Source organism: Streptomyces sp. NPDC029296, assembly GCF_055569255.1.
The window spans coordinates 1-23,550 of the sequence record NZ_JBVHXT010000076.1; the positions used below are offsets into that span (position 1 = coordinate 1).

Annotated in this window: 15 protein-coding genes and 1 pseudogene; 6 read left to right on the plus strand and 10 right to left on the minus strand. The window is 75.2% G+C overall.

From position 1 onward, the window contains the following. The first annotated feature begins 230 nt into the window (after positions 1–230). A complete protein-coding gene (locus ACZ4W9_RS38940) occupies positions 231–776 on the plus strand; it encodes a DoxX family membrane protein (RefSeq protein ID WP_467943972.1) in 546 nt (181 codons plus the stop codon). Between the two features lie 104 nt (positions 777–880). On the opposite strand, the gene ACZ4W9_RS38945 is transcribed toward ACZ4W9_RS38940, so the two are convergent. From ACZ4W9_RS38945 to ACZ4W9_RS38985, 9 genes are read right to left on the minus strand one after another with little or no spacing between them, the layout of a single operon-like run. Then, positions 881–1,438, minus strand: a complete 558-nt coding sequence (locus ACZ4W9_RS38945) for an NADPH-dependent FMN reductase (protein WP_467943973.1) — start codon at positions 1,436–1,438, stop codon at positions 881–883. A gap of 4 nt (positions 1,439–1,442) precedes the next feature. Next, a complete protein-coding gene (locus ACZ4W9_RS38950) occupies positions 1,443–2,678 on the minus strand; it encodes a cytochrome P450 family protein (RefSeq protein WP_467943974.1) in 1,236 nt (411 codons plus the stop codon). A 41-nt stretch (positions 2,679–2,719) separates the two neighbouring features. Then, positions 2,720–3,913 (minus strand): cytochrome P450, encoded by a 1,194-nt coding sequence (locus tag ACZ4W9_RS38955; protein WP_467943975.1) that lies wholly within the window; start codon positions 3,911–3,913, stop codon positions 2,720–2,722. A 55-nt stretch (positions 3,914–3,968) separates the two neighbouring features. Continuing rightward, positions 3,969–4,244, minus strand: coding sequence for an acyl carrier protein (locus ACZ4W9_RS38960; RefSeq protein WP_467943976.1), 276 nt, complete (start codon positions 4,242–4,244; stop codon positions 3,969–3,971). Positions 4,245–4,262: 18 nt separating this feature from the next. After that, positions 4,263–6,032 (minus strand): acyl-CoA dehydrogenase family protein, encoded by a 1,770-nt coding sequence (locus ACZ4W9_RS38965; RefSeq protein WP_467943977.1) that lies wholly within the window; start codon positions 6,030–6,032, stop codon positions 4,263–4,265. Beyond that, a complete protein-coding gene (locus ACZ4W9_RS38970; RefSeq protein ID WP_467943978.1) occupies positions 6,029–7,717 on the minus strand; it encodes an acyl-CoA dehydrogenase family protein in 1,689 nt (562 codons plus the stop codon). Before ACZ4W9_RS38970 ends, ACZ4W9_RS38965 begins: the two co-directional genes overlap by 4 nt. Continuing rightward, the gene (locus ACZ4W9_RS38975) at positions 7,714–9,471 is read right to left on the minus strand and encodes a fatty acyl-AMP ligase (RefSeq protein WP_467943979.1); all 1,758 of its coding nucleotides are present in this window, start codon (positions 9,469–9,471) and stop codon (positions 7,714–7,716) included. Before ACZ4W9_RS38975 ends, ACZ4W9_RS38970 begins: the two co-directional genes overlap by 4 nt. Further along, on the minus strand, positions 9,468–11,171 hold the full coding sequence (locus tag ACZ4W9_RS38980) for a thioester reductase domain-containing protein (RefSeq protein ID WP_467943980.1): 1,704 nt from the start codon (positions 11,169–11,171) through the stop codon (positions 9,468–9,470). The genes ACZ4W9_RS38975 and ACZ4W9_RS38980 overlap by 4 nt, the downstream gene beginning before the upstream one ends. Before the next feature lie 5 nt (positions 11,172–11,176). Then, the gene (locus ACZ4W9_RS38985) at positions 11,177–18,520 is read right to left on the minus strand and encodes an amino acid adenylation domain-containing protein (protein WP_467943981.1); all 7,344 of its coding nucleotides are present in this window, start codon (positions 18,518–18,520) and stop codon (positions 11,177–11,179) included. 259 nt (positions 18,521–18,779) lie between these two features. On the opposite strand from ACZ4W9_RS38985, the gene ACZ4W9_RS38990 reads away from it, so the two are divergent. The 4 genes and pseudogenes from ACZ4W9_RS38990 to ACZ4W9_RS39005 form a co-directional block, all read left to right on the plus strand. Further along, on the plus strand, positions 18,780–20,051 hold the full coding sequence (locus ACZ4W9_RS38990) for a helix-turn-helix domain-containing protein (protein ID WP_467943982.1): 1,272 nt from the start codon (positions 18,780–18,782) through the stop codon (positions 20,049–20,051). Continuing rightward, complete coding sequence (locus ACZ4W9_RS38995) at positions 20,041–21,540, plus strand: MFS transporter (protein ID WP_467943983.1); 1,500 nt, start codon at positions 20,041–20,043, stop codon at positions 21,538–21,540. The genes ACZ4W9_RS38990 and ACZ4W9_RS38995 overlap by 11 nt, the downstream gene beginning before the upstream one ends. 188 nt (positions 21,541–21,728) lie before the next feature. Then, entirely contained in the window at positions 21,729–22,043 is a 315-nt protein-coding gene (locus ACZ4W9_RS39000) for a hypothetical protein (protein ID WP_467943984.1), read from the plus strand. 153 nt (positions 22,044–22,196) lie between these two features. After that, positions 22,197–22,394: pseudogene (locus ACZ4W9_RS39005) on the plus strand (cytochrome ubiquinol oxidase subunit I); the annotation flags it as partial. Between the two features lie 179 nt (positions 22,395–22,573). Here the strand turns inward: ACZ4W9_RS39005 and ACZ4W9_RS39010 are convergent. Beyond that, entirely contained in the window at positions 22,574–22,933 is a 360-nt protein-coding gene (locus ACZ4W9_RS39010) for a DUF6233 domain-containing protein (RefSeq protein WP_467943985.1), read from the minus strand. 66 nt (positions 22,934–22,999) lie between these two features. Between ACZ4W9_RS39010 and ACZ4W9_RS39015 the strand changes: the two genes are divergently transcribed. Then, complete coding sequence (locus ACZ4W9_RS39015; RefSeq protein ID WP_467943986.1) at positions 23,000–23,182, plus strand: LexA family protein; 183 nt, start codon at positions 23,000–23,002, stop codon at positions 23,180–23,182. Positions 23,183–23,550: the final 368 nt, after the last annotated feature.

Consider the following 23,550-nt stretch of genomic DNA (forward strand, 5'->3'; position numbering starts at 1 on the left):
TCAGCAGACCCGGTTCGCCGCAGGCATCGCAGCCCTCTACTCGAGCGTCCCCACAAGCTTTTGCTCCATTGGGACGCCCTTATCTACGGATTAGGAAACCAACAGGGCTCCTGTGCCGATGGGTTGAGACTTCGAACATCTCCCCCAACGGCACGGGGGCTTTGTGCGTTGCGGCCGTCACCTCGACCTCACCGGCATCACCCGATCAGTGGCCACGGTGAAAACACTCCGTGAGCTGTTACGACCGACGTGATCTTGGCCTGCTGCTGCTCCGGCTGGGCACCGGCGGGGTGCTGGTGGCACACGGCACGCAGAAGCTGTTCGGCTGGTTCGGCGGGCACGGTCTGGAGGGCACGGGCCAGTTCATGGAGTCCGTCGGCTACGCGCCCGGCAAGGCGAACGCCATGGCGGCGGGCCTCGCGGAGACGGGCGGCGGCCTGCTGCTGGCGCTGGGACTCGCGACCCCGGCCGCGGGCGCCGCGGCGGCCGGCGCGATGGCGGGGGCGGCGGCGGTGCACGTGCCCAGCGGCTTCTTCGTCCAGGAGGGCGGGTACGAGCACGCGGCGAGTCTGGGGCTCGCGGCGGCGGGCCTGGCCGTCAGCGGCCCGGGCCGCCTCTCCCTCGACCACGCCGCCGGGCACGTCTTCGACCGCGGCTGGATGGTCCCGGCCGCCCTCGGCGTGACGGCCGCGGCGACGGCCGTGGTGGTGGGCGCCCGCAACCGGCGGCTGCGGCGCAGGACTGAGGGCGAGCAGGAGCCGCTGTTCGAGGAGTGACGGTGCCGCCGGGGGTGTGGGGCCGGGCCGGCGGGGCCGCGCGGGTACGCGACCGCACGACGGGCGGGGGCCCGGAGTGCTCCGGGGCCCCCGCCCGTCGTCGGTCAGGACGCCAGGGTGCCGTCGTCCGCGCGGGCCTCCGCGGCGGCCCGGGCGAGGGCGTCCAGCAGGCCGGACAGGGCCTGCCGGGTCGGCTCGTCGGTGACCCGGCCGCCGGCGATCTTCAGGGTGGCCTGCGGGATGCGCAGGTCCTCGGAGAGCACCTGGGCCCCCATGACGGTGAGCGTCTCCGCCAGCCAGGCGCGGGCCCGGTCGCCGCCGGTCACCGCCGGGGACGCGCTGGCCAGGGCCACCGGCCTGGCGGCGATCTCACCGCCGCCGACCAGCCACTCCAGGGCGTTCTTCAGCACGCCGGAGGTGCCGTGGGCGTACTCCGGGGTCACGATCAGCAGGCCGTCCGCCGCGCCGACCGCGGCCCGCAGCTCCGCCACGGCACCGGGCAGCGCGGTCTCCTCGACGTCGGCGTTGAAGAAGGGCAGCCGGTCCAGACCCGGGTCGACGACGAGTTCGTGCGGGGGCGGGAGCAGCTCCGCCGCCGAGCGCAGCACGGCCGCGTTCAGCGAACCGGATCGCAGACTTCCGCACAGGCCAAGGATTTTCATGTCGTCAGCCTACGTTTCCGAAGGTCACCGGAAGGGAGGAAAGCGCCCGGGAGACGGTGGAGGGCCGGTAGACGGGCTCACCGGCCAGGGCCAGGCCGGGCAGCTTCGCGAACACCAGCGGCACCGCGATCCGTGCCTCCAGGCGGGCCAGCGGCGCGCCCAGGCAGTGGTGGATGCCGTGGCCGAAGGCGAGGTGCGCGCGCTCACCGCGGGTGACGTCGAACGTCCCGCCGTCCGGGAAGCGGTCCGGGTCCCGGTCGGCGGCGGCCACGCTCAGCGCGACGGCCTCGCCCGCCGGGATGGTGACGTCGCCGACCGTGACCGGTTTGCGGGTGAAGCGCCAGATGGCGTTCTGGATCGGGCCGTCCCAGCGCAGCACCTCCTCCACGGCGTCCGGCCAGCGCTCGGGCTCGCGCCGCAGCAGGGCGAGCTGGCCGGGGTGGCGCAGCAGGGCGAGGACCGCGCTGCCGAGCAGGTTGACGGTGGTCTCGTGGCCGGCGGAGAGCAGCAGCGCCAGCATGGAGACGAGTTCGTCCTCGCTGAGCCGGTCGTCCTCGTCGCGGGCGACGATGAGCGCCGAGGTGAGGTCGTCGCCGCCCTCGGCGCGCTTGCGGGCGACCAGGGCGCGCAGGTAGTCGTGGACCTCCTGGAAGGCGGCCATGGCGGCGTCCCGGCTGTCCTCGTCGTTGCTCATCACCGCCTCCACCGCGCGCCGCAGCCGCTCGCCGTCCTCGGCCGGCACGTCCAGCAGGTGCCGGACGACCTCCATCGGCAGCAGGGCGGCGAACTCGGTGGTCAGGTCGGCGCGGCCGGCCCGCTCGCCGCCGCGCCGCAGCAGGTCGTCCAGCAGGCGGGTCGCGGTGGCCTCGATGCTCGGCGCGAGGGCCTCGATGCGGCGCGGGGTGAAGCCCTTGGAGACCAGGGACCGCAGCCGGGTGTGCCGGGGCGGGTCGGACACCAGCATGGAGTCGCCCATGCCGATCACCACGTCACCGGTGATGGGGACCCGCTGCTCCTGGAAGGCGGTCCAGGTGGCCGCCATGTCCTTGGAGTAGGAGTCGTTGTCGAGGAAGGCGCGGCGGCAGTCCTCGTAGCCGGTGAGCAGCCACGCCTCGACCCCGCCGGGCAGGGTGACGCGGTGCGCCCGGCCCTCCTCGCGCAGGGCGGCGTACACGGGGTGGGGGTCGGCGACGAACGCCGGCGTGAACAGGGCGCCGGCGGCGTGGGGGCAAGCGGTCACGGGGGCTTCCTTCGATGGGCGGGGGGTCGGCGGGTCCGGGGTCACCAGGTGACGGGGAGTGCGCGGACGCCGTAGAGCACCATGTCGTGGCGGAAGGGCAGTTCTTCGAGGGGCTTGGCGGGGCGCAGTCCGGGCAGGCGCCGGAACAGGCCGCCGAAGACCTCGGTGAGTTCGACCCGGGCGAGGGTGGCGCCGACGCACTTGTGGAAGCCGTGGCCGAAGGCGAGGTGCCTGCCGGTGTTCTCGCGGTGGATGTCGAAGGTGTCGGCGTTCTCGAACACGGTCTCGTCGCGGTTGGCGGCGTTCAGCATCACCAGGACGCCGTCCCCGGCGCGGATCTGCCGGCCGCCCACGACGACGTCCTCGGTGGCGGCGCGCGGCAGTCCGGCGTGGTTGATGGACAGGTAGCGCAGCAGTTCCTCGACCGCGCCCGGCAGCAGGCCGGCGTCCCGCTTCAGCTCGTCCAGCTGGCCGGGGTGCTCGAAGAGGGTGACGGTCCCGATGCCGATCATCTGGGCCATCGTGTCGTAGCCGGCGAGAAGCAGCAGGGCGGCCATGCCGACCAGTTCCTCGTGGTTGAGGCCGCCTTCGGCGGAGCGGGCGACCATGCGGCCGAACAGGTCCTCGGTGGGTTGCCGTTCCTTGGCGGTGACCAGCCGGTCGAAGTAGCCCATCAGCTCGGTGGCCGCTCGCACGGCCTGTTCGGGGGTGCTGGTGCGGTCCAGGACGGTGTCGGTGAGCCGCACGAACAGCACGTGGTCCTCGAAGGGCACGCCGAGGATCTCGCAGATGGTCATGGCGGCCATGGGCAGCGCGAACTCGCGGACCAGGTCGGCCTCGCGGCGGCCGTCCGCGCTCATGCGGTCGACCAGGTCGTCCAGGATGCGCCGCATGGTGGGCCGCAGCGCCTCCATCTGGTTGATGAGGAACTCGCGGGTGACGGTGCGGCGCAGCCGTCCGTGGTCCGGCGGGTCGGCCTGCATGAAGAAACCGGCGGGCGGCGGCACGTCACCGGTGACGTAGGTGGGGAAGCCGGGGGTGCGCGGGTCGGAGCTGAAGGCCCGGCTGGTGAGGACGGACCGGACGTCCTCGTGCCGGGTGACGACCCAGGCGGTGTCGCCTCGCGGGGTGCGCACCTGAAACACCGGTTGTTCGGCGCTGAGGGCGCGGTACTGGGGCGGCGGGTCGAGCGGATGCTCGCGCGGCATCGGGAATTCGGGCAGGAGGGCGGTCATCGCGGCGGCTCCGGTCAGGACGGCGGTACTCGGGCAGGTGCGGGGGGTGTGCGGCTCAGCGCGCGGCGATCAGCGGCAGCAGGGCGTCGGCGAGCGGGGCGAGGGAGGTGTTGTCCCACATGACGGTGGGCTCGACCTCGATGCCGTACTGGTCCTCTATCTCGGCGCACAGGCCGAAGACGTAGACGGAGTCCAGGCCGTAGTCGTTGAGCGGTACGTGCGGGTCGATCTCCTCGGCGGGGCGGCCGGTCTGGGCCGCGACCCGGCCGCGCAGCCAGTCGACCAGTTCGGCGGCGGTCGGCTCGGCGGTCGGGGCGGTGAGGTCGGACATGGGTGCTCCTGGCGGCGGTCAGGCCCCGGTGGGGCGGCAGTCGAGGTCGAAGGTGAGTCCGGCGTCGAAGCGCCGGCCGAGTTCGGCGTGCAGCGGCTCGGCGAGGTGGGCCGGCAGCGGCTCGCGGTGGTGGTCGAGGTGGGTGCCGAGCCGGTGCAGGACGGCGAGCGTGACGGCGGGGTCGGCGGCGCCGCCGGTCGCCCCGCCGGGCCGGTGCCACCAGGTGTTCAGGCAGGCCGCGGCGGCCAGGACGCCGGTCCAGCGGGCGGTCAGCGCGAACGCGTGCGGGGGTGCGTCGGGCCCGATGAGGGTGGGGGGCAGGGCGGAGGCGTCCGCGCTGAGCGCGGTCAGTTCCGCGCACCAGGCGCGGCCGGCGGCGGCGAGCGGGTCGTCCGCGGCGGCGGAGGCGGTGGCGACGACGAGGGACCGGGCCAGCGGGTCCCGGCCGGCGGCCGAGACGGCCAGGTCGGCGAAGGACAGCGGCGGCAGCGGCCGGCCGGGGCGGAAGGTGTCGGCGGGCAGCGGGCCGGCGGTGCCGGAGCGCCAGCCGCGGCGGGCGGTGAGCGGCAGCTGCGGCAGCAGCGCCGACAGGCAGGAGATGCGGGAGGCGTGGCCGAACGCCGACGGCTGCACGTCCCGCAGCAGCTTCTGGAACAGCGGCTGTTCGCCGGCGCGCAGGTAGAACTGGGAGCCGAGCAGTTCGGACAGCCGCTGGACGGCGCGGATGAGGACGGTCGGGACGAACGACTTCACGGCGCTCGCGTAGACGCCGGCCTGGGCCGGCGCGGTGTGCACGGCGCGGGCGGCGACCGTGGTGAAGGTGTCCGCCAGCAGCAGGTCGGCGAAGGTCTCGGCGAGGACCGACCGGTTCAGCGGCAGGTCCGCGGCCCGGCCGCCGTACAGGGTGCGGCCGCGGGCACCGCGCACGGCGGTGCGCAGCGCGGTGTCGAGCAGGCCGGTGGTCATGCCGGGCAGGGCGACGCGGGTCAGCTGGAAGGAGCGCAGCGCGGTCTCGACGCCCTGGCCGGGGCGGCCCACCACGCTGTCGTCGGGCACCGGGCAGTCGGTGAACTCGATGCCGCCGAGCTGTACGCCGCGCATGCCGACGGTGCGGAACCGGTCCAGGTGGCGTACCGCGGCGGCGGGCAGGCCGGCGGTGTCGAACAGCAGCTGGGAGTGGCTGCGGCTGCCGTGGGCGGGGTCGGTGCGGGCGAAGAGGACGACGGTCTCGGCGCGCCGCAGGTTGGCGACGACCTCCTTGCGGCCGTTCAGGCGGAGCCGGCCGTCGGCGCCGGGCAGGGCGGTGAGGCCGGCCCGGGTGAAGTCGTTGCCGTGGTCGAGCTCGTGGTAGGCGCAGGCGGCCCGGCCGCCGGACAGCAGCCGCCGGGCGAGCCGCTGCCGCTGCGCGGCGCTGCCGGCCGTCCACACGTTGACGGCGGCCATGAAGGAGCCGGCGCCGTAGCCCAGGCCGAGGCAGGGGTCGCGGCGGTAGACGGCCTTCATGACCCGCACCAGGTCGTCCAGCCGGTCGAACCGGCCGCCCAGGTCCCGGGGGATGAAGTGGGCGTTCAGCCCGAACCCGGTCAGCAGGTCCTCGCCGGCGGCGAGCATCTCGGCCCGGTCGTCGGCGTCGAGGACGGCGGTGCGGCCCACCGGGTTCGCCGGGTCGCCGGCGTCGCCGAACAGCTCCTCCAGCCGGTCCACGGCCGCGCCGCCGGCGGGGTGGGCGGCGTCCGCGGGTCCGGCCGCGGGGCGGGGCGCGGTGTCCGCGGGGTTCGGCGGGGTCATGGGATCAGCTCCTTCGCCGGTTCCGCGAGCGTCTCCAGCATGGGTTCGTACGCCTCCTCGGGTGCCTCGTGGCCGGGCCGGAGGAGTTCCAGGGCCCGCTCCAGCGCGGCGGTGAGCGCGGTGGCGCGCCGCCGGTCGCCGGGGTCGGCGAGGAGCAGGTGGGCGGCCGCGGCGCCGGCGAAGCAGCGCTCGTAGCGGCGGGCCGTCTCGAACGCCTCGGGCGGGGTGTCCCGGCCGGCCGGGCGGGGCGCGGCCATGGCGCCGGCGACGGCGGCCGCCTCCTCGGTCAGCGCGGCGGCGAGGTCGTGGACGCGCGGCGGCACGGCACCGGTGGCGGCGAGGGCGGCGAGCCGGCCGGTGGCCTCGGGCAGGGCCTGCACCACGCTGCACCCGGTGCGGCTGAACAGGCGCAGCGCCGCGGGGTCGACGGGCGGGACGGGGTCCGCGGCGACGGTGGCGGCGAGACCCGCGGTGTCGTACGCGCCCTTGCGGTGCAGCCGGGCGAGCACCGGGAACTGGTTGATCAGCGAGGCGCGGTTCACCGCCGTGCTGCCGTCGAAGACGGCGACGATCCGGTGGTCGCGCTCCAGCTTCTGGAACGCGCCGTGCGCGTGGTGCTCGGTCAGGAAGCCGCGCGCGCCGAGCAGTTCGGCGAGGTCGTCGACGGCGAGCTGGACGATCTCCGGTACGCCCGCCTTGACCAGGGCGGAGACCACGCTCATCTCCCCGGTCAGGCAGTGTGCCGCGCGGGCCGCGAGCAGCGCGGCGGCGTCGGCGAGCGCGAGGGTGGCCGCGGCCCGCCCGAGCACCCGGCGGGCCAGCGGCAGCCGCAGCAGGGTGGTGCCGTACATGGCGCGCCCGGCCGCGAAGGCGTGGGCCAGCCGCAGCGCGTGCTCGCCCGCGCCGAGCGACAGGGAGGTGCACACGGTCCGGGTCAGCTGCAGGGAGCGCAGGACGACGTCGAGGCCGTCGCCGGGGCCGCCGGTCAGGGCGTCGGCGGGGACCTCGGCGCCGGTGAAGCGGATGCCGCTGATGTCGGCGCCGCGGATGCCGTGCGTCGGTTCCTTGGGCAGGGCGGCGAAGGTGCCCGGGGCCAGGGCGGCCTTGTCGACCAGGAGCAGGCCGAAGCCGCGCGGGCCGCCCTCGGGGGCGGTCCGCGCCAGCACGGAGATCAGGTCGCCGCGGGTGGCGTTGTTGATGGGCCACTTGGCGCCGTCCAGCCGCAGGCCGCCGTCGGCCGTGGGGACGGCGGTCAGCTCGCCGGCCAGCAGGTCGCTGCCGTGCCCCGGTTCGGTCAGGCCCCAGGAGACCACCGCGCCGTCCAGCACCCGCCGGGCGAGGGCGCGGCGCTGATCCTCGGTGCCGGCCACCCAGGTCGGCACCGAGCCGAGGAACGTCTTGCCGTGCGCGACGGCGACGGTCACGTCCCGGCGGGCCACCGTGCGCAGCGCGGCGACCAGTTCCGGCAGCCCGCCGGGGACGCCGCCGAGCCCGGCCGGTACGTAGGCGCGGGCCATGCCGCAGCCGTCCAGCACGGCGCAGGCCGCGGCCGGGAACTCCTCCCGGGCGTCGAGGCGGGCGCCGGTGGCGGGGTGGAACGGCCCGCCCGGCCCGGCCGCGGCCTCGATCGCGCCGTCCAGGGCGCCGGGCAGGCCGGTGGGCCAGTGGGCCGCGCCGCCGCTCACGCAGGGACCTCGTCCACCAGCGCGCGCACCGCGGGCTCCAGATGGGCGTGGAGCGGGGTGAGCGCGCCGTCGAGGAACAGCCGCCGCATCTCGGAGCGCTGCACCTTTCCGCTGGTGGTCTTGCGGACGGAGCCGGGCCGCAGCAGCACCAGGCCGGCCGTGCGCACCCCGAACTCCCGGTAGACGGTGGTCCGCATGGCGCGGGACAGCTCCTCGTACTGTTCCGCGGTGAACCGGCCGCGGATCTCGTGCAGGACGACGACCTCCTCCTGCGGCACGGGCACGGTGAACGCCGTGCCGGCGAGGGTGGCCAGTTCGGGGTGGGCGCGGCGCAGCTCGTGCTCGATGTCCTGGGGGTAGAGGTTGCGGCCGTGCACGATCAGCAGGTCCTTGCTGCGGCCGGTCACATAGATCTCGCCGTCCACGAGGGCGCCCAGGTCGCCGGTGCGCAGGAACGGCCCGTCGCCGTCGGCGGTGCGGGCGGCGAAGGTCTCCTCGGTGGCGTCCGGGCGCCCCCAGTAGCCGGCGGCGACGCTGGGGCCGCGCAGCCAGATCTCCCCGGTGGTGCCGTCGGGCAGCACGGTGCCGTCGGCCGGGTCCACCACGCGGACGTCGAAGTCGGGCACGTCCCCGCAGCCCACCAGTTCGCGGACCGGGCCGTCAGGCAGCGGCGGCTGCAGGACGTGCTTCTCCAGGGCGTCGGAGTCGACGGGCTCGATCCGGGGCGGGCGGCCGGCCAGGCCGGAGACGAAGACGGTGGCCTCGGCCATGCCGTAGCAGGGGGCGAGGGCCTCGGCGCGGAACCCGGCCGGGGCGAAGCGCTCGGCGAAGTCGCGCAGGGTGGAGGCCTGGATGGGCTCGGAGCCGTTGGCCGCGAACCGCCACCGGGACAGGTCCAGCCCGGCCAGCTGGGCGTCGGTGACCCGGCGTACGCACAGCTCGTAGGCGAAGTTCGGGGCGGCCGAGTAGCCCACGTCGTAGCGGTCGAGGAGGCTGAGCCACTGGTGGGGGCGCTTGAGGAAGGCCATCGGGGACATCAGCGCGCAGCTGCTGCCGAGGAAGAGGCTGGGCAGCAGCTGCCCCATCAGGCCCATGTCGTGGTACAGCGGGATCCAGCCGCCGAAGTTGGTGTCCTCGGTGAGTCCGAGGGCGCGGCGCAGGCTGTCGGCGTTGTGCAGCAGGTTGCGGTGGTCGACCATGACGCCCTTGGGGTCGCCGGTCGAGCCGGAGGTGTACTGGAGCAGGACCAGGTCGCCGGCGCCGGCGCCCGGGTCGCGCCAGCGGTCCGCGTCGCCGAAGCCGTCGGCGTCGCTGGCGGCCACGGTGAAGCCGAGGTTCTCGGCGTCGATCCAGCGGCGGGCCTCCGCCAGCTGGCCGCTGTCGGTGAGCGCGACGCTCACCCCGGCGTCCAGGGCGATGCCGGTGACCCGGCGCTGCTGGTACTGGAACTGGCCGGGCATCGGCGAGGGCACGGCGACCGTGCCGGCGTACAGGCAGCCCAGGAAGGCGGTGACGAAGGGCAGGCCCGGCGGGTGCAGCAGCAGGACGCGGTCGCCGGGCGCGCAGCGCTCCTGCAGCCAGGAGGCGACGCGGCGGGCCTCGGCGTCGAGGGCCGCGTAGTCGAGGGTGTGGGCGCCGTCGGCCGCGTCGTGGTCGTGGACGAAGGTGACCGCGTCGCGGCCGGGCCGCTCGGCGGCGTGCCGCCGCAGCAGGTGCAGGGCGCTGGGCTCGTCCAGGAGGGAGGGCTGGGTCACGGGGCTGTCCTCTCGGCGCGCGCGGGCAGGAACCGGGTGGCTTCGAAGTGGTCGAGGTAGCGGCCGACCAGTTCCCGCTCGGGGGGCAGGCAGGTGATGCCGGAGCCGGTCAGCGCCGCCCGCAGGTTGGTGGTGTCGAAGACGGGGCGGCTGCCCCGGTAGCCGAGGTCCTCGGCGGGCTGGTCGGTGCCGAACAGCGGGAGGAACCGGGCGAGTTCGTTCTCCTCGCCGCGTTCCACGGCCCGGGTCAGCTCGGCGTACCAGTCGGCGTACGACAGCCAGCGCAGCGGGTAGCCGCACTCGGCGAGCAGGTCGACGAGCCGGTCCCAGGCGAGCGGGTGGCCGCCGGGCAGGTTGAAGGAGGTGCCGTGCCACCGGCCGCCCAGGGCGATGTGCGCGACGGCGGCGGCGCAGAAGTCGACCGGTGTCATCTCCAGGTGGACGTCGAACTCCAGGGCGGCGCCGAGCTGGACGCACCCCTTGATGGTGGCGTTGAGGAAGGTGTCCTCGGCGCACGCCCCGGTGGTCTGGGCGCCGGTGATCTGGCCGGGCCGGTAGACGCAGGTGGGCAGGGAGCGCGCGTGGGCCTGGGCCATCATGCGGTCGCCGACCCACTTGGTCTGCCGGTAGCCGCCGACGACGCCCTCGGGGCCGGTCGCCGCGTCCTCCGCCCAGTGGTGCTCGCCGGGCCGGCCCGGGTAGACCGCGAGGGAGGAGATGTAGTGCACCGGCTTGATCCGGTGGCGGGCGGCGAGCCGCAGCACCTCCTGGGTGCCGAGCACGTTGACCGGCTTGAGCCTGCGGTACGGCAGCGCGTAGCTGGACCAGGCGCCGTTGTGGACGATCATCTCGACGTCCCGGGCGAGCCGCAGCCAGGTGTCGTGGTCGAGGCCGAAGTAGGGCCGGGCCAGGTCGCCGGGCACACCGGTGAACCGTTCCTCGTCGCCGTCGCGCCACACCCCGTACAGCTCCATCGCGGCCCGCACCCGCGCGGCCGCCTGCCCGGGGGTGTCCGCGCGCACCAGGACGTACAGGTGGGCGTCGGAGCGGTCGAGCAGCTCGCGCGTCAGGAAGGCGCCGGTGTAGCCGGTGCCGCCGGTGAGCAGCACGGTCCGGTACGGCGCGGGGACCGGCGGGAGGGCGTCCGCGGCCGGGGTGATGTCGGCGGGCAGGACGGCCTCGGCCGCCAGGTCGGCGCCCGCGAGGGAGCGCGGGTGCCGGCCGGTGTCCGCGGTGGGCGCGGGGCCGTCCTGGGTGTCGAGGTGGCGGGCGAGGCGTTCCAGGGTGGGGTGGTCGAACAGCTGGCGCAGGCTCACCTGGAGGCCGGTCGCCGCGCGCAGCCGGGCCGCCATCTGGGCCGCGGCCAGGGAGTCGCCGCCCAGCTCGAAGAAGTTGTCCTTCAGGCCGACGCGGCCGACGCCGAGCAGGTCGGCCCAGATCTCGGCGAGCCGGAGCTCCACCGGGGTCTGCGGGGCGACGTAGGCGGTGCCGGCGCTCTCGCCGTCCGGCGCCGCCGGCAGCCTGCCGCGGTCCACCTTGCCGTTGGGCAGCTTGGGCAGCTCGGGCAGGACGACGAACCGGGACGGGACCATGGCCTCCGGCAGTTGTTCGGCGGCGAAGTCGCGCAGCCGGGTGCGGAAGGCGGCCCAGGCCGTCTGGGCCAGCGGATCGTTGGCCAGGGGCGGGGTGGATGCGTTCACGGTCCTCACTGCTTCCTCTGCGGCCGGGCCGCCCGCCCGGATGCCGGTGCGGTGGTCTCCGGTGCGGCGGGTGCCGGTGCGTGCGATGCCCGGGGTGCGGCGGTTTCCGCGCCGGCCGCCGGGTCCGGGCCGGGCTCCGGTACGGCGGCCCCGTCGGCGCACGGGGTGAAGACGACGTCGAACTCGCCCGTGCGGCCGGGGGGCGGCGGGAGCAGGCGGACGGTCCGGCCGTGCCGTTCGCCCAGTTCCGCGATGTCCTCCGGGTCGACGCCCTGGCCGGCCGAGGCCTCCCACAGCGCGCGCTCCAGCTCCCACGCGGTCCGCTCGTCCCCGGGCTCGCCGCGCAGCAGGGCCAGGGCGGCGAGCGGGCGCACCAGCCGGCGGTCGGGCAGGCCGGTGACGGTCAGCGCCCGCTCGGGCGCGGTGCCCGCCAGCAGCTCGGCCAGGGCGCCGGGGCCGGCCAGGTCGGCCCAGGACAGCCGCTTGCCGTCGGTGTCGTCGTCGGGCTTGCGGCCGGGGCCGTGGAGGGTGACGTCCCAGCGGAACCGGGTCAGCTCGTTGGCGTGCCGGCCCCGCTTCAGCTCGACGCGCACGCCGAGTCCGGCGCTCGCGGCGAACTCCTCGAAGAAGGCCGGGGTCAGGCACAGTTCGCGTTCCTCGGCGAGCGCGCGGGCCGCGGCGGCCGACACCTCCCGGGCCGGGGCGAGCGCGGGCGCCCGGCGCAGCTGGGTGTCCGCGTGGAAGGCGGGCAGCAGGGTCAGGTCCCGGACGTCGCCGACGAACACGGCGCCCTCGGGGCCGGCGACCCGGACCGCCTCGGCGAGCACCCGGCGCAGGTAGTCCGGGCCGGGGAAGTACTGCACGACGGAGTTGAACAGCACCAGGTCGGCGGTGCCGTCGGGCAGCTCGACCAGGGCGGTGGCCTCCGCCTGGCGCAGCGTGATGTGGCCGGGCAGCGGGCCGTCGCCGCTGACCGCGGCGGCGGCCGTGGCCAGGGCGGCCGGGGAGAGGTCGAGGCCCAGGTAGGAGTCGGCGTCCGGGGCGAGCCGGCGCAGGTACAGGCCGACGCCGACACCGACGTCCACGATCCGGGCGCCGCCGGTCCGCCGGATGCGGCGCACGGTGTGGTCCAGCCAGTCCCGCATCTCGTGCGCGGGGATGGGGCGCTTGGTGTAGCTGCTGAGCCAGCCGGCGAAGTCGCGCTCGTCGTCGGAGCGGGCGTCCGGGCCGCGGGCGCCGTCGGGTCCGGTGCCGGTGCGGTCGGTGCCGGTGCTCTCCGCGCCGGTGCCGTCGGCGCCGGTGCCCTCGGCGCCGGGCCCGGTGGGCGGCGGGGAGCCGGCCGGGCCGCCGCTGGTGGCGCCGCCGTCCCCGGCAGGGCTGTACGCCCCCTCCCACACCTCGCGCCACCGGTCCACGTGGCTGCGCTCGCCGTCGGCGCTGCGGCCCTGCGCCGCCGGGGCGACGTAGGCGACGAGTTCGGCCCCGCCGCCCGGGCGCAGCGCGGCGACGACGGCGACCGAGGCGGCCTCGGGGTGGCGGGACAGGACGCTCTCGACCTCGTCGGGTTCCACCCGGTGGCCGAGGATCTTGACCTGGCGGTCGATGCGGCCGAGGAACTCCAGCAGCCCGTCGGCCCGCCACCGCACCCGGTCGCCGGTGCGGTACCAGCGCTCCCCGTCCGCCTCCACGAACCGTTCGGCGGTCAGCTCGGGCCGGTCCAGGTAGCCCCGGGCGACGCCGTCGCCGCCGATCCACAGCTCGCCGGCGACGCCCACCGGGGCCTCCCGGCCGCCGGTGCCGACGACCCGGACGGTCGTGTTGGCGATCGGGCGGCCGATCGGCAGGGCGGCGGCGTGCGCGTCCCGCTCGCGGTCGAGTTCGTGGACGGTGGACCAGATGGTCGTCTCGGTCGGGCCGTACATGTTGAACACCCGTACCGCCGGCAGCGCGGTCAGCAGCCGCTGGGCGAGTCCGGAGGGGAACGCCTCGCCGCCCACCAGCAGGGCGCGCAGCGGGCGCAGCGCGTCCAGCGCCTCGGGCTGGGCCGCCACCGCGGCGAGGAAGGACGGGGTGGCCTGGAGCAGGGTGGCGCGGTGGCGGCCCAGCAGCTCCTGGAGGGAGTCCTCGCCGTCGGCGGGGGTGAGCCGCTCGATCATGCGCTCGCCGGCCACGACGACGGTGGCGCCGCGGGTCAGCGGCCACAGCAGTTCCAGGACGGAGATGTCGAAGGAGACGCTGGTGAGGGCGAGGACGACGTCGTCGGCGGCGTTCCCGATGCGCCGGTCCATGGCGGTGCGGAAGTTGACGACGTTGCGGTGCAGCAGCACCGTGCCCTTGGGCCGGCCGGTGGAGCCGGAGGTGTAGATGACGTACACCGGGTCGTCGGCGCGGGGGCCGTCGTCGAGCGGCCCGGTCGGCCGGGCGGCGATCCCCGCCGCGTCCCGGTCGAGCCGTACGACGGCGCCGGCCGGCAGGTCCCCGGGGCCGCCGGGCCCGGTGACCAGGCAGTCCAGGGCGGCGTCGGCGGCGATGTAGGCGAGCCGGTCGGCGGGGAAGCCGGGGTCCATCGGGACGTAGGCGGCGCCGGTGCGGGCCACGGCGAGCAGGGTGACCACCAGGTCGGCCGAGCGCCGTACGCTCACGCCGACCCGGCGCCCGCGGCCGGCGCCGTGCGCCCGCAGGTGGTGGGCGAGGCGGGCGGCCCGCTCGTCGAGTTCCGCGTAGGTGAGGCGTTCGCGGCCGTCGACGAGCGCGGTGGCGTCCGGGGTGGCGGCGGCCTGCCGGTCGATCAGCCCGCTGAGGGTGGCGCCGGTGTCGTAGGGCACCGCCGTGTCGTTCCAGCCGGCCACCAGGGCGCGTTCGGCCGGGCCGCGCAGCTCGGCCGGCGGGGCGGCGGCGGGGTCGGCGGCGAGCGCGGCGAGGGCGCGGCCGTAGTAGCCGGCCAGGCGGTCGCAGAACTCGGGGTCGAGCAGGGAGGTGTCGCAGTCCAGCCACAGCCTCAGCCGGCCGCCGGCCGGGTCGACCAGGAAGTTCGCGGCGAGCGGGAAGTTGGTCTCGGCGATGCCGAAGCCGTCCTGGATGGCCGCGTCGGAGCCCCACTGCTGGTGGAAGTCCATGAAGTTGACGTAGGAGTCCAGCGCGAGGTCGGGGTGGTCGCGCAGGACGCGGGCGAACGGGTAGCGGCGGTGCGGCAGGGTGCGCTGCTCGTGCGCGCGCACCCGGTGGGCCAGGTCCAGCCAGGTGCCGTCGGTCACGGACAGCCGCAGCGGCAGGGTGTTGAGGAAGACGCCGATGACCTCGTCGCCGCCGTCGTCCGCGAGCCGGCCGTGGGTGACGACGCCGGTCAGCACCTCGTCGCCCGCCGTGACGGCGTGCAGGACCACCGCGTGGGCGGCGGCCAGCAGCGACTTCGGGGGCAGCCCGGCGGCGCGCGCGGCGGCGGCGATGCGGGCCCCGGTGCTCTGCTCCACGGCGACGTCGAAGCGGCGGTGCCGGGCGCCGGCCGGGCGGCCCGTGGTGCGGGTCGGCAGCGGTGCCGGCTCGGCGCCGGCCAGTTCCCCGGCCCAGAAGGCGCGGTGGTCCGGCTCCTCGGCGGCCCGCCGTTCGGCGGCGACGAACTCCCGGAAGGTGCTCGGGATCTCGGGCAGGAAGAGGTCCTCGCCGCTGAGCGCGGCCCGGTAGCGGGCGACGATCTCGTCCAGCATCGCCGCGTCGCTCCAGCCGTCCAGCACCACGTGGTGCTCGACCACGCTCAGCTGGAAGGACCCGGCGTCCAGCGGGTGCGCCGTGAAGGCCAGCAGCGGGGCCGCGGTGAGGTCGAAGACCTGGTGCTTGGCCGTCTCGGCCCATCCGGCGAGCCGGGCGTCGCGGGTCCCGGGGTCCGCCCCGCGCAGTCCCTCGTCGACCACGAGGGGGACGGTCACGTCGCGGTGCACGAGCTGGAGCGGCTCGCTGAAGCCGGTGAGGTGGAAGGAGCTGCGCAGCGCCGGGTGGCGCCGGACGGTGCCGGCGAGGGCGGTGCGCAGCGCGTCCTCGGCGAAGGGCAGGGCGACCCGGATGCTGGTGACGACCCGGTAGACGGAGGAGTTCTCCTCGTACTCGGCGTGGAACACCATGCCCGACTGCATGCTGCTGAGCGGGTGGGCGTCGTCCAGGCCGTCGGGCAGCAGGTCCCGGTCGGCGGCGGACAGCAGGGAGAAGGGCCGGGTGCGCGGTCCGGCCGGCACGTACGGCCGGGTGCGGCGGGCCAGCGCGCGCACGCTCGGCGCCTCGTACAGGTCGGGCAGGTCGAAGGTGGTGCCGGCGTGCTCCAGGGCGGTGCGCAGCCGGATGCTGAGCAGGGAGTCGCCGCCGAGGGCGAAGAAGGAGGTGCCGGGGTCGACCCGTTCGGTGCCGAGCACGGCGGCGAAGGCGTCGTGGACGCGCTGTTCGTCCGCGTCCAGCACGGCCGCCCCGGGCGCCGGTGCCTCCGTGGCGCCGGCGGGTCCGGGCAGGGCGCGCCGGTCGACCTTGCCGTTCGGGGACAGCGGGAGGGCGTCCAGCAGGACGACGGCGGACGGCACCATGTACTCGGGCAGCCGCTCGGCCAGCGCGGCCGTCAGGGCCTCGGGGGTGGTGCCGGGGGCGACGGCGTGGGCGAGCAGCCGGTGCTGCCCGTCGGCCTGCCGGGCCGCGGTGACGACGGCCTGTTCGACGCCGGGCAGGGCGAGCAGCGCCGACTCGACCTCGCCGGGCTCGATGCGGAAGCCGCGGATCTTCACCTGGTGGTCGAGCCGGCCGCGGTACTCGACCACGCCGTCCTCGCGCAGCACGGCCAGGTCGCCGGTGCGGTAGAGGGTGCCGCCGCCGGGGGTGTACGGGTCGTCGACGAATCGTTCCGCCGTCTGCTCGGGCCGGTTCAGGTAGCCGGCGGCGACCTGCACGCCGCCGATGTGGAGTTCGCCGGGCACCCCGAACGGCAGCGGCCGGCCGCCCGGGTCGAGCACGTACAGGGCGGTGTTGGCGACGGCCCGGCCGATCGGCACCGGCCCGGTGGTGTGCTGCTCGGTGCAGCGCAGGTGGGTGACGTCGATGGCGGCCTCGGTCGGCCCGTAGAGGTTGTACAGCGCGGGGGCGTCGGCCGGGGGGCCGTACACGGCGAAGAACCGCGCCACGGTCTCCGGCCGCAGCGCCTCGCCGCTGCACACCACCCGGCGCAGGGTGGGCAGCCGGGCGGCCTCGGGCTCGGCCAGGAACAGGTCGAGCATGGGCGGCACGAAGTGCACGGTGGTCACGCCGTGGTCGCGGACGGCGGCGGCGACGGCCCGCGGGTCGCGGTGGGCGCCGGGCGCGAGGAGGTGCAGCCGGGCGCCGGCGAGCAGCGGCCAGAAGAACTCCCAGACCGACACGTCGAAGGTGAACGGCGTCTTCTGGAGCACCGTCTCGCCGGGCCGGAGGGAGTACTCCTCCTGCATCCACAGCAGGCGGTTGACGACGGCCCGGTGCGGCACGGCGACGCCCTTGGGCGTCCCGGTGGAGCCGGAGGTGTAGATGACGTAGGCGATGTCGGCGGGTGTGCCGGCGGGCAGCGGGCCGTCGGCCGCGGGCAGGCCGGGCAGCACCTCGTCCACGGCGACCACCCGCACGCCGGGGGCGGCCGGGCGGCCGGCGGTCCGGGCGGTGGCGAGGACGGTGCCGACGGCCGCGTCCTGGATCTGGAACGCCAGCCGTCGGGCGGGCAGTTCGGGGTCGAGCGGCAGGTAGGCGCCGCCGGCCATGAGGACGGCGAGCAGGGAGACGGCCAGGTGCACCGAGCGTTCCTGGCACACGCCGACGACCGTGCCGGGGGCCACGCCGTGCTCGCCGAGGTGGCGGGCGAGGCGGCGGGCCCGGTCGGTGAGCTCCCGGTAGGTGAGCGACTCGCCGTCGTCAGTGGCGGCGACGGCGTCGGGGGTGCGGGCGGCCTGGGCCTGCACCAGCTCGTGCAGCCGGGTGCCCAGGTCGTAGTCGCGCCGCCGGGGCGCGCCCGCGGCGAGGACCGCCCGGTGTTCGTCGTCGTCCAGCACCGGCAGCCGCCCGACCGGCAGGGCGGGGTCGGTGAGGGCCGCGCGCAGCAGCGTGAGCAGCCGGCGGGTGTGGGCGGCGGGGGCGCCGGCCGGGTGCCGTTCGGGGTTGGCGTCGGTGTGCAGCCGCACCCGGGTGCCGCGGGCGTCGGAGAAGAAGTCCAGGCGCAGGTCGTCCACGGGCCCGGAGGACAGGTGGTGCGCGGTGCTCGGGACGCCGGCGAAGGACACCTCGGCGTCGAAGGTCACCACGTTGACGGTGGTGCCGGCGAGCGGCTCGCGGCGTCCCTCCGGGAACAGTTCGCGGTGCAGCCGCTCGCCGCGGTAGCGCTGGTGGCGCAGCGCGTCGCCGAGTTCCCGGGCCGCCCCGGCGGCCACCTCGGCGAAGGAGGCGGTGCGCGGGGTGGCGATCCGTACCGGGAGTTCGTTGGAGAACATGGCCGGGGTGCCGATGGCCGCGCCGGACGGCCGGGCGGGCAGCGGCACCCGCAGCAGGGTCTCCTCCCCGCCGGTGAGCCTGCTCTGGTAGACGGCGACGGCCGCGACGAGCAGGGCGGAGGGCCGGGCCGCGAGCCGCCGGGCGGTGTCCCTGAGCAGCGCGGTGTCGGCGTCGGCGAGGTCGGTGGTACGGCGCAGCAGCCCGCCCGTGGACCGGGTGTGCCGGTCGCCGACGCTCACCGGGGCGGGACGGTCGGCGTACCGGCCGAGCCAGTAGGCGCGGTCGGCGGCGTAGCGGGGCGAGCCGGGGTAGGCCGCGTCCTCGGCGACGAGTTCGCCGAGCGGCAGCGTCCGTACGGCGGGGGGCTCGGCACCGGCCGTGAGGGCGGTGTACACGGCGGCGATGCGCCGGACGTGCACCGTGTGGCCGAGGCCGTCCATCACCACGTGGTGGTAGCGCAGGTACAGCAGCCAGGAGTCGGCGGACTCCCTGACGAGCACGTGCCGGACGAGCCCGTCGCCGGTGAGTTCCACCGGCCGGGACAGGTCGGCGCGCATCCACTCCTCGGCGGCGGCCCGGGGGGACGCGGCGGCGGACAGGTCGAGCAGCTCCAGAGGACTCTTTTCGGTCACCGGCCGCACGGTCTGGCCCGGTCCGCCGTCGTCGTCCAGCCGTACCCGCAGCGTCTCCGCCTCGGACAGCGCGACGGCCACCGCGCGGCCGAGCCGGCCGGGGTCGACCGGGCCGTGGATCTCCAGGTAGCTGGCGCAGTTGAAACGCGGATTCGCCGGATTCAGTCGCTGTGCCGCCCATACGCCTTCCTGCGCGGCGGTCAACGGCAGACGAATGCCCCGGTCGGCGTCTGGCATGACGATGTGACTCTCCCCCGTAGAGATCGCTTCCAGCCCGTCGGGAGCACTCCGCGGACCGTTCAAAGCTGTCAAACCCTCTGGAAATCAGCCACTACTTGTTCGAGTAGTTGACTCTTTCCGTAAGGGTGGGGTATGGCATCGAAGCATGGGGGTTTCTTTACCCGGCTCGGTTAATGTCCCCCGTGGCGCGCATGGCATCGTGCCCAGCGAGTGCGGTCAGCGCCGACTGCTGTAACAGGCACACACGGGGGAAGTAGTGAAGCTGTACGGCCGTGTCCATGAACAATGGGTAATACGTCAGCGGATACACCGGATACGGAACGGGCGCAGTAATCTCATTCTGCTCCAAGGCCCGAAGGGGTACGGAAAGACCGCTCTGGTCGAGCGCATTTCAGACAGCGCGCGGCAGGCCGGATTCGAGGTGGTGAACGGCACCGCCGCCCAGCACAAGAGGCTGTTGCTGGCCGTTTCTCTCATGTCGGCCACCGACGATTTTCAGACATTTCCTGGCCCGATCGGCCAGAGTGCCGCGCAGAGCGGCCCGGATCTGCTGGACGAGGCCCTCGACGCCGGCCGGCCGGCTCCGCGCGGCGCGGCCGCCCGGCCCGTCCTCGTCGCGCTCGACGAGGTGCCCTGGGACGATCCCGACGTGCTCGCCGCGCTGCGGGCGCTGCCCGCCGCGGGTTCCGCCCGCCGGGTGCTGTGGCTGCTGTCCGGCACCGGCGGACCGGCCGCGCACGCGCTGTGCCGGCACCCGGACACCGTCGACCTCACGCTCAGCCCGCTGCGCCGCGGGGACGCCCTGCGGATGGCCGCGGACCGGCTCGGCGGTTCACCCGACGCCTCGGTGGAACGCCTGGTCGCGGCCTGCGGCGGCCATCCGGGGCTGCTCACGGCCGTCCTGCGGGCGCTGGCCGAGGAAGGCGGTCACCGGGTGTGCGGCGGTGTCGCGAGCCTCGCCTCGGCGGCGCCGTCGCCCCGGGTGACGGCCACGCTGCTGAGCGCGGACCCGCGCCTGTCCACCCGGACCCGGGAGCTGCTGCGGGCGGTGGCGGCACGGCAGTTGCCGCCGCGGACCAGCGAGCTGATGCGGCTGCCGGAGGGCCGGGCGGTGTCCGTGCTGGGCGCGGTGCGCGAGGCCGTGGAGGCCGGGGTGCTCGCCCTGGACGGCGACCGGCTGCGGTTCCGCCACCCGCTGCTGCAGGAGGCGGCGGCGCTGCCGCGGCCCGAGCCGCCGTCGCACGACGGGCCGGGCGGCGCGGAGGGGGCCGCCGAGAGCGCCGCGCTCAGCCCCACCGAGCAGGCCATCACCCGGCTCGTGGCAGCCGGACTGACGAACCGTCAGATAGCGTCCCGCGTCAACCTCTCCCCCCACACCGTCAACTTCCACCTCCGCAAGATCTTCCAGAAACTCGGCGTCTGCTCCCGCGTCGAACTGGTGGGGACCCGTCTCCACCTGCTCGGCGCCGGGTTCGACACCGACCTGACGCCCCCCACCCACGAGAGCAGGCCAGCACATGCAGGATGACAAGTCCGTCTCCCTCACCGACCGGGACGAGACGGCGGACGCCGCACCGGCCGGCGGCGACGCCGGCCCACCGCCCCTCCCGCCCGCGCGGGTCAAGGCGATGGTCGTGGTGGCGATGGCCGCGACGTTCATGGCGATGATGGACTCCTACATCGTCAACGTCGCCATCCCGTCGATCCGTGCCGACCTCGACGCCTCCGTGTCCGCCGCCGAGATGACGGTCGGCGGCTACATCCTGGTGTACGGGCTGTTCCTGGTCACCGGCGGCCGGCTCGGCGACATCGTCGGCTACAAGCGCATGTTCCTCACCGGCCTCGCGCTGTTCACGGTCGCCTCGCTGGCCTGCGGCGTGGCGCCCGGACCCGAGGCGCTGATCGCCTTCCGCTGCGTCCAGGGACTGGCGGCGGCGCTGTTCTTCCCGCAGATCCTGTCCATCATCCAGACCTCGTTCGAGGGCACCCGGCGGGACAAGGCGCTGGCGCTGTTCGGCGTCACCATCGGCCTCGCCGCGATCACCGGCCAGCTGATCGGCGGCGTCCTGGTCCACCTGGACCTGTTCGGCTGGGGCTGGCGCCCGATCTTCCTGGTCAACCTGCCGCTGGGCCTGGCCGCCATCGTCGGCGCCGCGCTGACCATGCCCGGGTACCGGGGCACCCAGCGGCCCCGGCTGGACCTGCCGGGCGTCGCCCTGCTCACCCTCGCCCTGCTGCTGCTGTCGTTCCCCCTGGCGGAGGGCCGCACGGCGGGCTGGCCGGTGTGGTGCTTCGTGATGATGGTGCTGTCCGTGCCGTGCTTCGTGGCGTTCGGCTGGTGGCAGCGCCGGCTGGCCGCCGCCGGCGGACAGCCCCTGGTCAGCCCGCCGCTGCTGCGGCTGCGCGCCTACCGCTCGGGCAACGCGCTGTTCCTGGCGTTCTTCGCCTGCAACGCCGGCCTGTTCTTCGTGCTCGCCGTCCAGCTCCAGAGCGGCCTCGGCTACTCGGCCCTGGAGTCCGGCCTGCTGTTCGCCCCGCTCGGCGTCGCCTTCACGGGCACCTCGCTGGCCCTGCCCAAGATCATGCCCCGGCTCGGCCTGCACGTCCTGACCGCCGGGTACGGCCTCAACGCGCTCGGCTACCTCCTGCTGCTGCTCACCGCGCTGGCCGCGGGCGACTCGCTGTCCGGCCCGGTGCTCATCCCCGCGCTGGTCGTCATCGGCGTGGGCCAGGGCCTCGGCGTCAGCCCCCTGCTCGGCGCGGCGCTGACCGGGGTCCCGCCGCAGGAGGCCGGCAGCGCGGCGGGCGTGCTGGAGACCGTGGGCCAGCTCGGCATGTCCGTCGGCATCACCCTGGTCGGCCTGCTGTACTTCAGCACCCTGGGCGACGGCGGCTCCCGGCACGCCTACACGCACGCGTTCACGGTGACCCTGATCCTCAACCTCGCCCTGTCCCTGCTGGCGGTCGCCTTCGTGTCCCCGCTCCGCAAGGCGGCGGCAGCGGCGGCGGCCGGCTGAGGGACGGGGCTGACGGCCGACGGCTGACGGCCGGGGCGACCGAGCCACCCGGGGCGCCGAGTCGGCCAGGTGGGCCAAGCCGGCCAGGTCGGTCCGAGGGCGGCAGTGGGTCACCACCGCCGCCCTTCGCACGTCCGTACCCGGCCGCTCGCCCCCCCGGTGGCACCCGCCCTATCATGCAGCCGGAGATGCGCCTCGACAGGCCCGTACGGGCGTACGAGCGCTGGCTCGCCCGGATCCCCTGGGTCTACGGCACAGCGGTCCTCGGGCATACGGAGTGGCCGACCGACGACCGCTCGTACGAGATCGCCACCCTGCGCAACTACCGCAGCCGGATGCCGCTGGCGCACGACGCGCGCAAGCCGATGTTCGATCTCAGGGCCGCGGACGGCGCGCTGGGCAGCACGCAGAAGTACGTACAGACCTGCTACCAGGAGTTCAGAGCACTCGCCGAGGCGATCACGCTCCGCCTCGGCCTCCCCACGGAGGACGACCCGGCCTAGCGGATGCCGAGCGTGGGTGCCCGCACCGGGTGACCGGTGCTCCTGGCCGGTTTATCCGGACACGTCCGGGTTACCCCGAAGTGGCCGCGGGCTGGTGCCGGCGCACGCCGGGACAGCCTGCGGTGACGGCCTTCGGCGGGCGGGAGAGTGGTTGTGAACGACATCGCTGTTGCCCCCGGCCCGTACCCCGTCCTGCTCCTGGCGCGCGCCGCGACGGAGGGGGATCTGTCGGCGGCCAGGGCGCAGATGGGCTTCTCGCTGGCCTGGCACATCGTGGTGGCCTGCCTCGGGGTGGGCCTGCCGGCGCTGACCCTCCTCGCGGAGTGGCTGGGTATCCGCAGGAACGATCCGTTCCATCTGCATCACAGGCGGGATACAACGACCACAGTGTGGCCTCCTCGTTCCTCGGCCCTCCTCTGCTGCGACCGTGCACTCATTGGCGCCCCGTGTTGCCCTTGTCGCCGGCCGCCAGGAGTAACGGGGTGCCTGGCTCGGTCGCCCGGCAGTCGACCGGCACCGACCGGCTGTGCCTATTCCAGGATGCCGAGGGCGGTGTCGGGTCGGCAGTAGCCGCAGGCCGGGACGTGCTGGAGCAGGGCGTCGCGTGCCTGCTGCCGGGTGGCGGGGCGGCACCGGCCGCTCTTGGCGGCTGCCCAGCAGTCACCGGTGTGCACGGCGTCGAGGTTGGAGCGGTTCAGCCCGTACTGGATCAGCCACTGCGCTGGCTCCGGCCGCCGCTCCTGGCCGCGGCGCCGCTCGGCCTGGCGCTGTTCCTCGTCGGCGATCCACCGGTCGATGAGGGCCAGCTGCCGTGCTGCTTGCTGCTCGACGACGCGCCGGGCGAAGCGCAGCGCGTCCAGACGCGAGAGGAGCTGCTCGCTACCGCTCATCTGGTCCTCCCGGCCTGTCGTGATTCCCGTTTGCCGATAAATTCGAACAAATGCTCTAGTTGGATTATGCACCGCGTCGACCACCTCACCGACACCCAGGAGCGCATCCTGCGCTGCATCCGCCGCCACATCGCCGACCACGGCGAGGCACCGACGATGCAGCAGATCGGCCAGGCGGTCGGCATGCGTAGCCGTCCCCGCGTCCCCGGGGGTAGCTCGTCCCGGAACCGGATGGCCGCCTCCACGTAGTCGTCGCCCCCGCGCTCGCGGGGGCAGTTCTCCGCCGGACTCCACCTGCTCCACCGCCTCCGGGGCCGCCCCAGGCCCGCTGGGGTCCGAGCGGCAGCAGGGTTGGCTGGCACGCGTTTTGCGCTCGCTGCCATCCCAGCACCACGACCGACGTGAATGAAAACGGCTCCCCCGGCTAGCATCGGCCCAGCTCAAGAAGTGTCGTCCCCGCACGAGCGGGGGTTGCTCTCTCGCGTAGTAGTCGCGGATGTTGTCGAGCCGGTCGTCCCCGCACGAGCGGCGGTAGCTCCTGGTCGACGTCCTCGTCACCGCGTGGGTCGCCGTCGTCCTCGCGCGAGGGGTCCCGGGAGCGCGCCGCCGAGCTTGCC

What these genes read in the sequence shown, in the direction of transcription:
- ACZ4W9_RS38945 (WP_467943973.1), bottom strand. Translation starts at nt 1,438, where the DNA reads ATGAAAATCCTTGGCCTGTGCGGAAGTCTGCGATCCGGTTCGCTGAAC.
- ACZ4W9_RS38955 (WP_467943975.1), bottom strand. Translation starts at nt 3,913, where the DNA reads ATGACCGCCCTCCTGCCCGAATTCCCGATGCCGCGCGAGCATCCGCTC.
- ACZ4W9_RS38960 (WP_467943976.1), bottom strand. Translation starts at nt 4,244, where the DNA reads ATGTCCGACCTCACCGCCCCGACCGCCGAGCCGACCGCCGCCGAACTG.
- ACZ4W9_RS38965 (WP_467943977.1), bottom strand. Translation starts at nt 6,032, where the DNA reads ATGACCCCGCCGAACCCCGCGGACACCGCGCCCCGCCCCGCGGCCGGA.
- ACZ4W9_RS38985 (WP_467943981.1), bottom strand. Translation starts at nt 18,520, where the DNA reads ATGCCAGACGCCGACCGGGGCATTCGTCTGCCGTTGACCGCCGCGCAG.
- ACZ4W9_RS38995 (WP_467943983.1), top strand. Translation starts at nt 20,041, where the DNA reads ATGCAGGATGACAAGTCCGTCTCCCTCACCGACCGGGACGAGACGGCG.
- ACZ4W9_RS39000 (WP_467943984.1), top strand. Translation starts at nt 21,729, where the DNA reads ATGCGCCTCGACAGGCCCGTACGGGCGTACGAGCGCTGGCTCGCCCGG.
- ACZ4W9_RS39010 (WP_467943985.1), bottom strand. Translation starts at nt 22,933, where the DNA reads ATGAGCGGTAGCGAGCAGCTCCTCTCGCGTCTGGACGCGCTGCGCTTC.
- ACZ4W9_RS39015 (WP_467943986.1), top strand. Translation starts at nt 23,000, where the DNA reads ATGCACCGCGTCGACCACCTCACCGACACCCAGGAGCGCATCCTGCGC.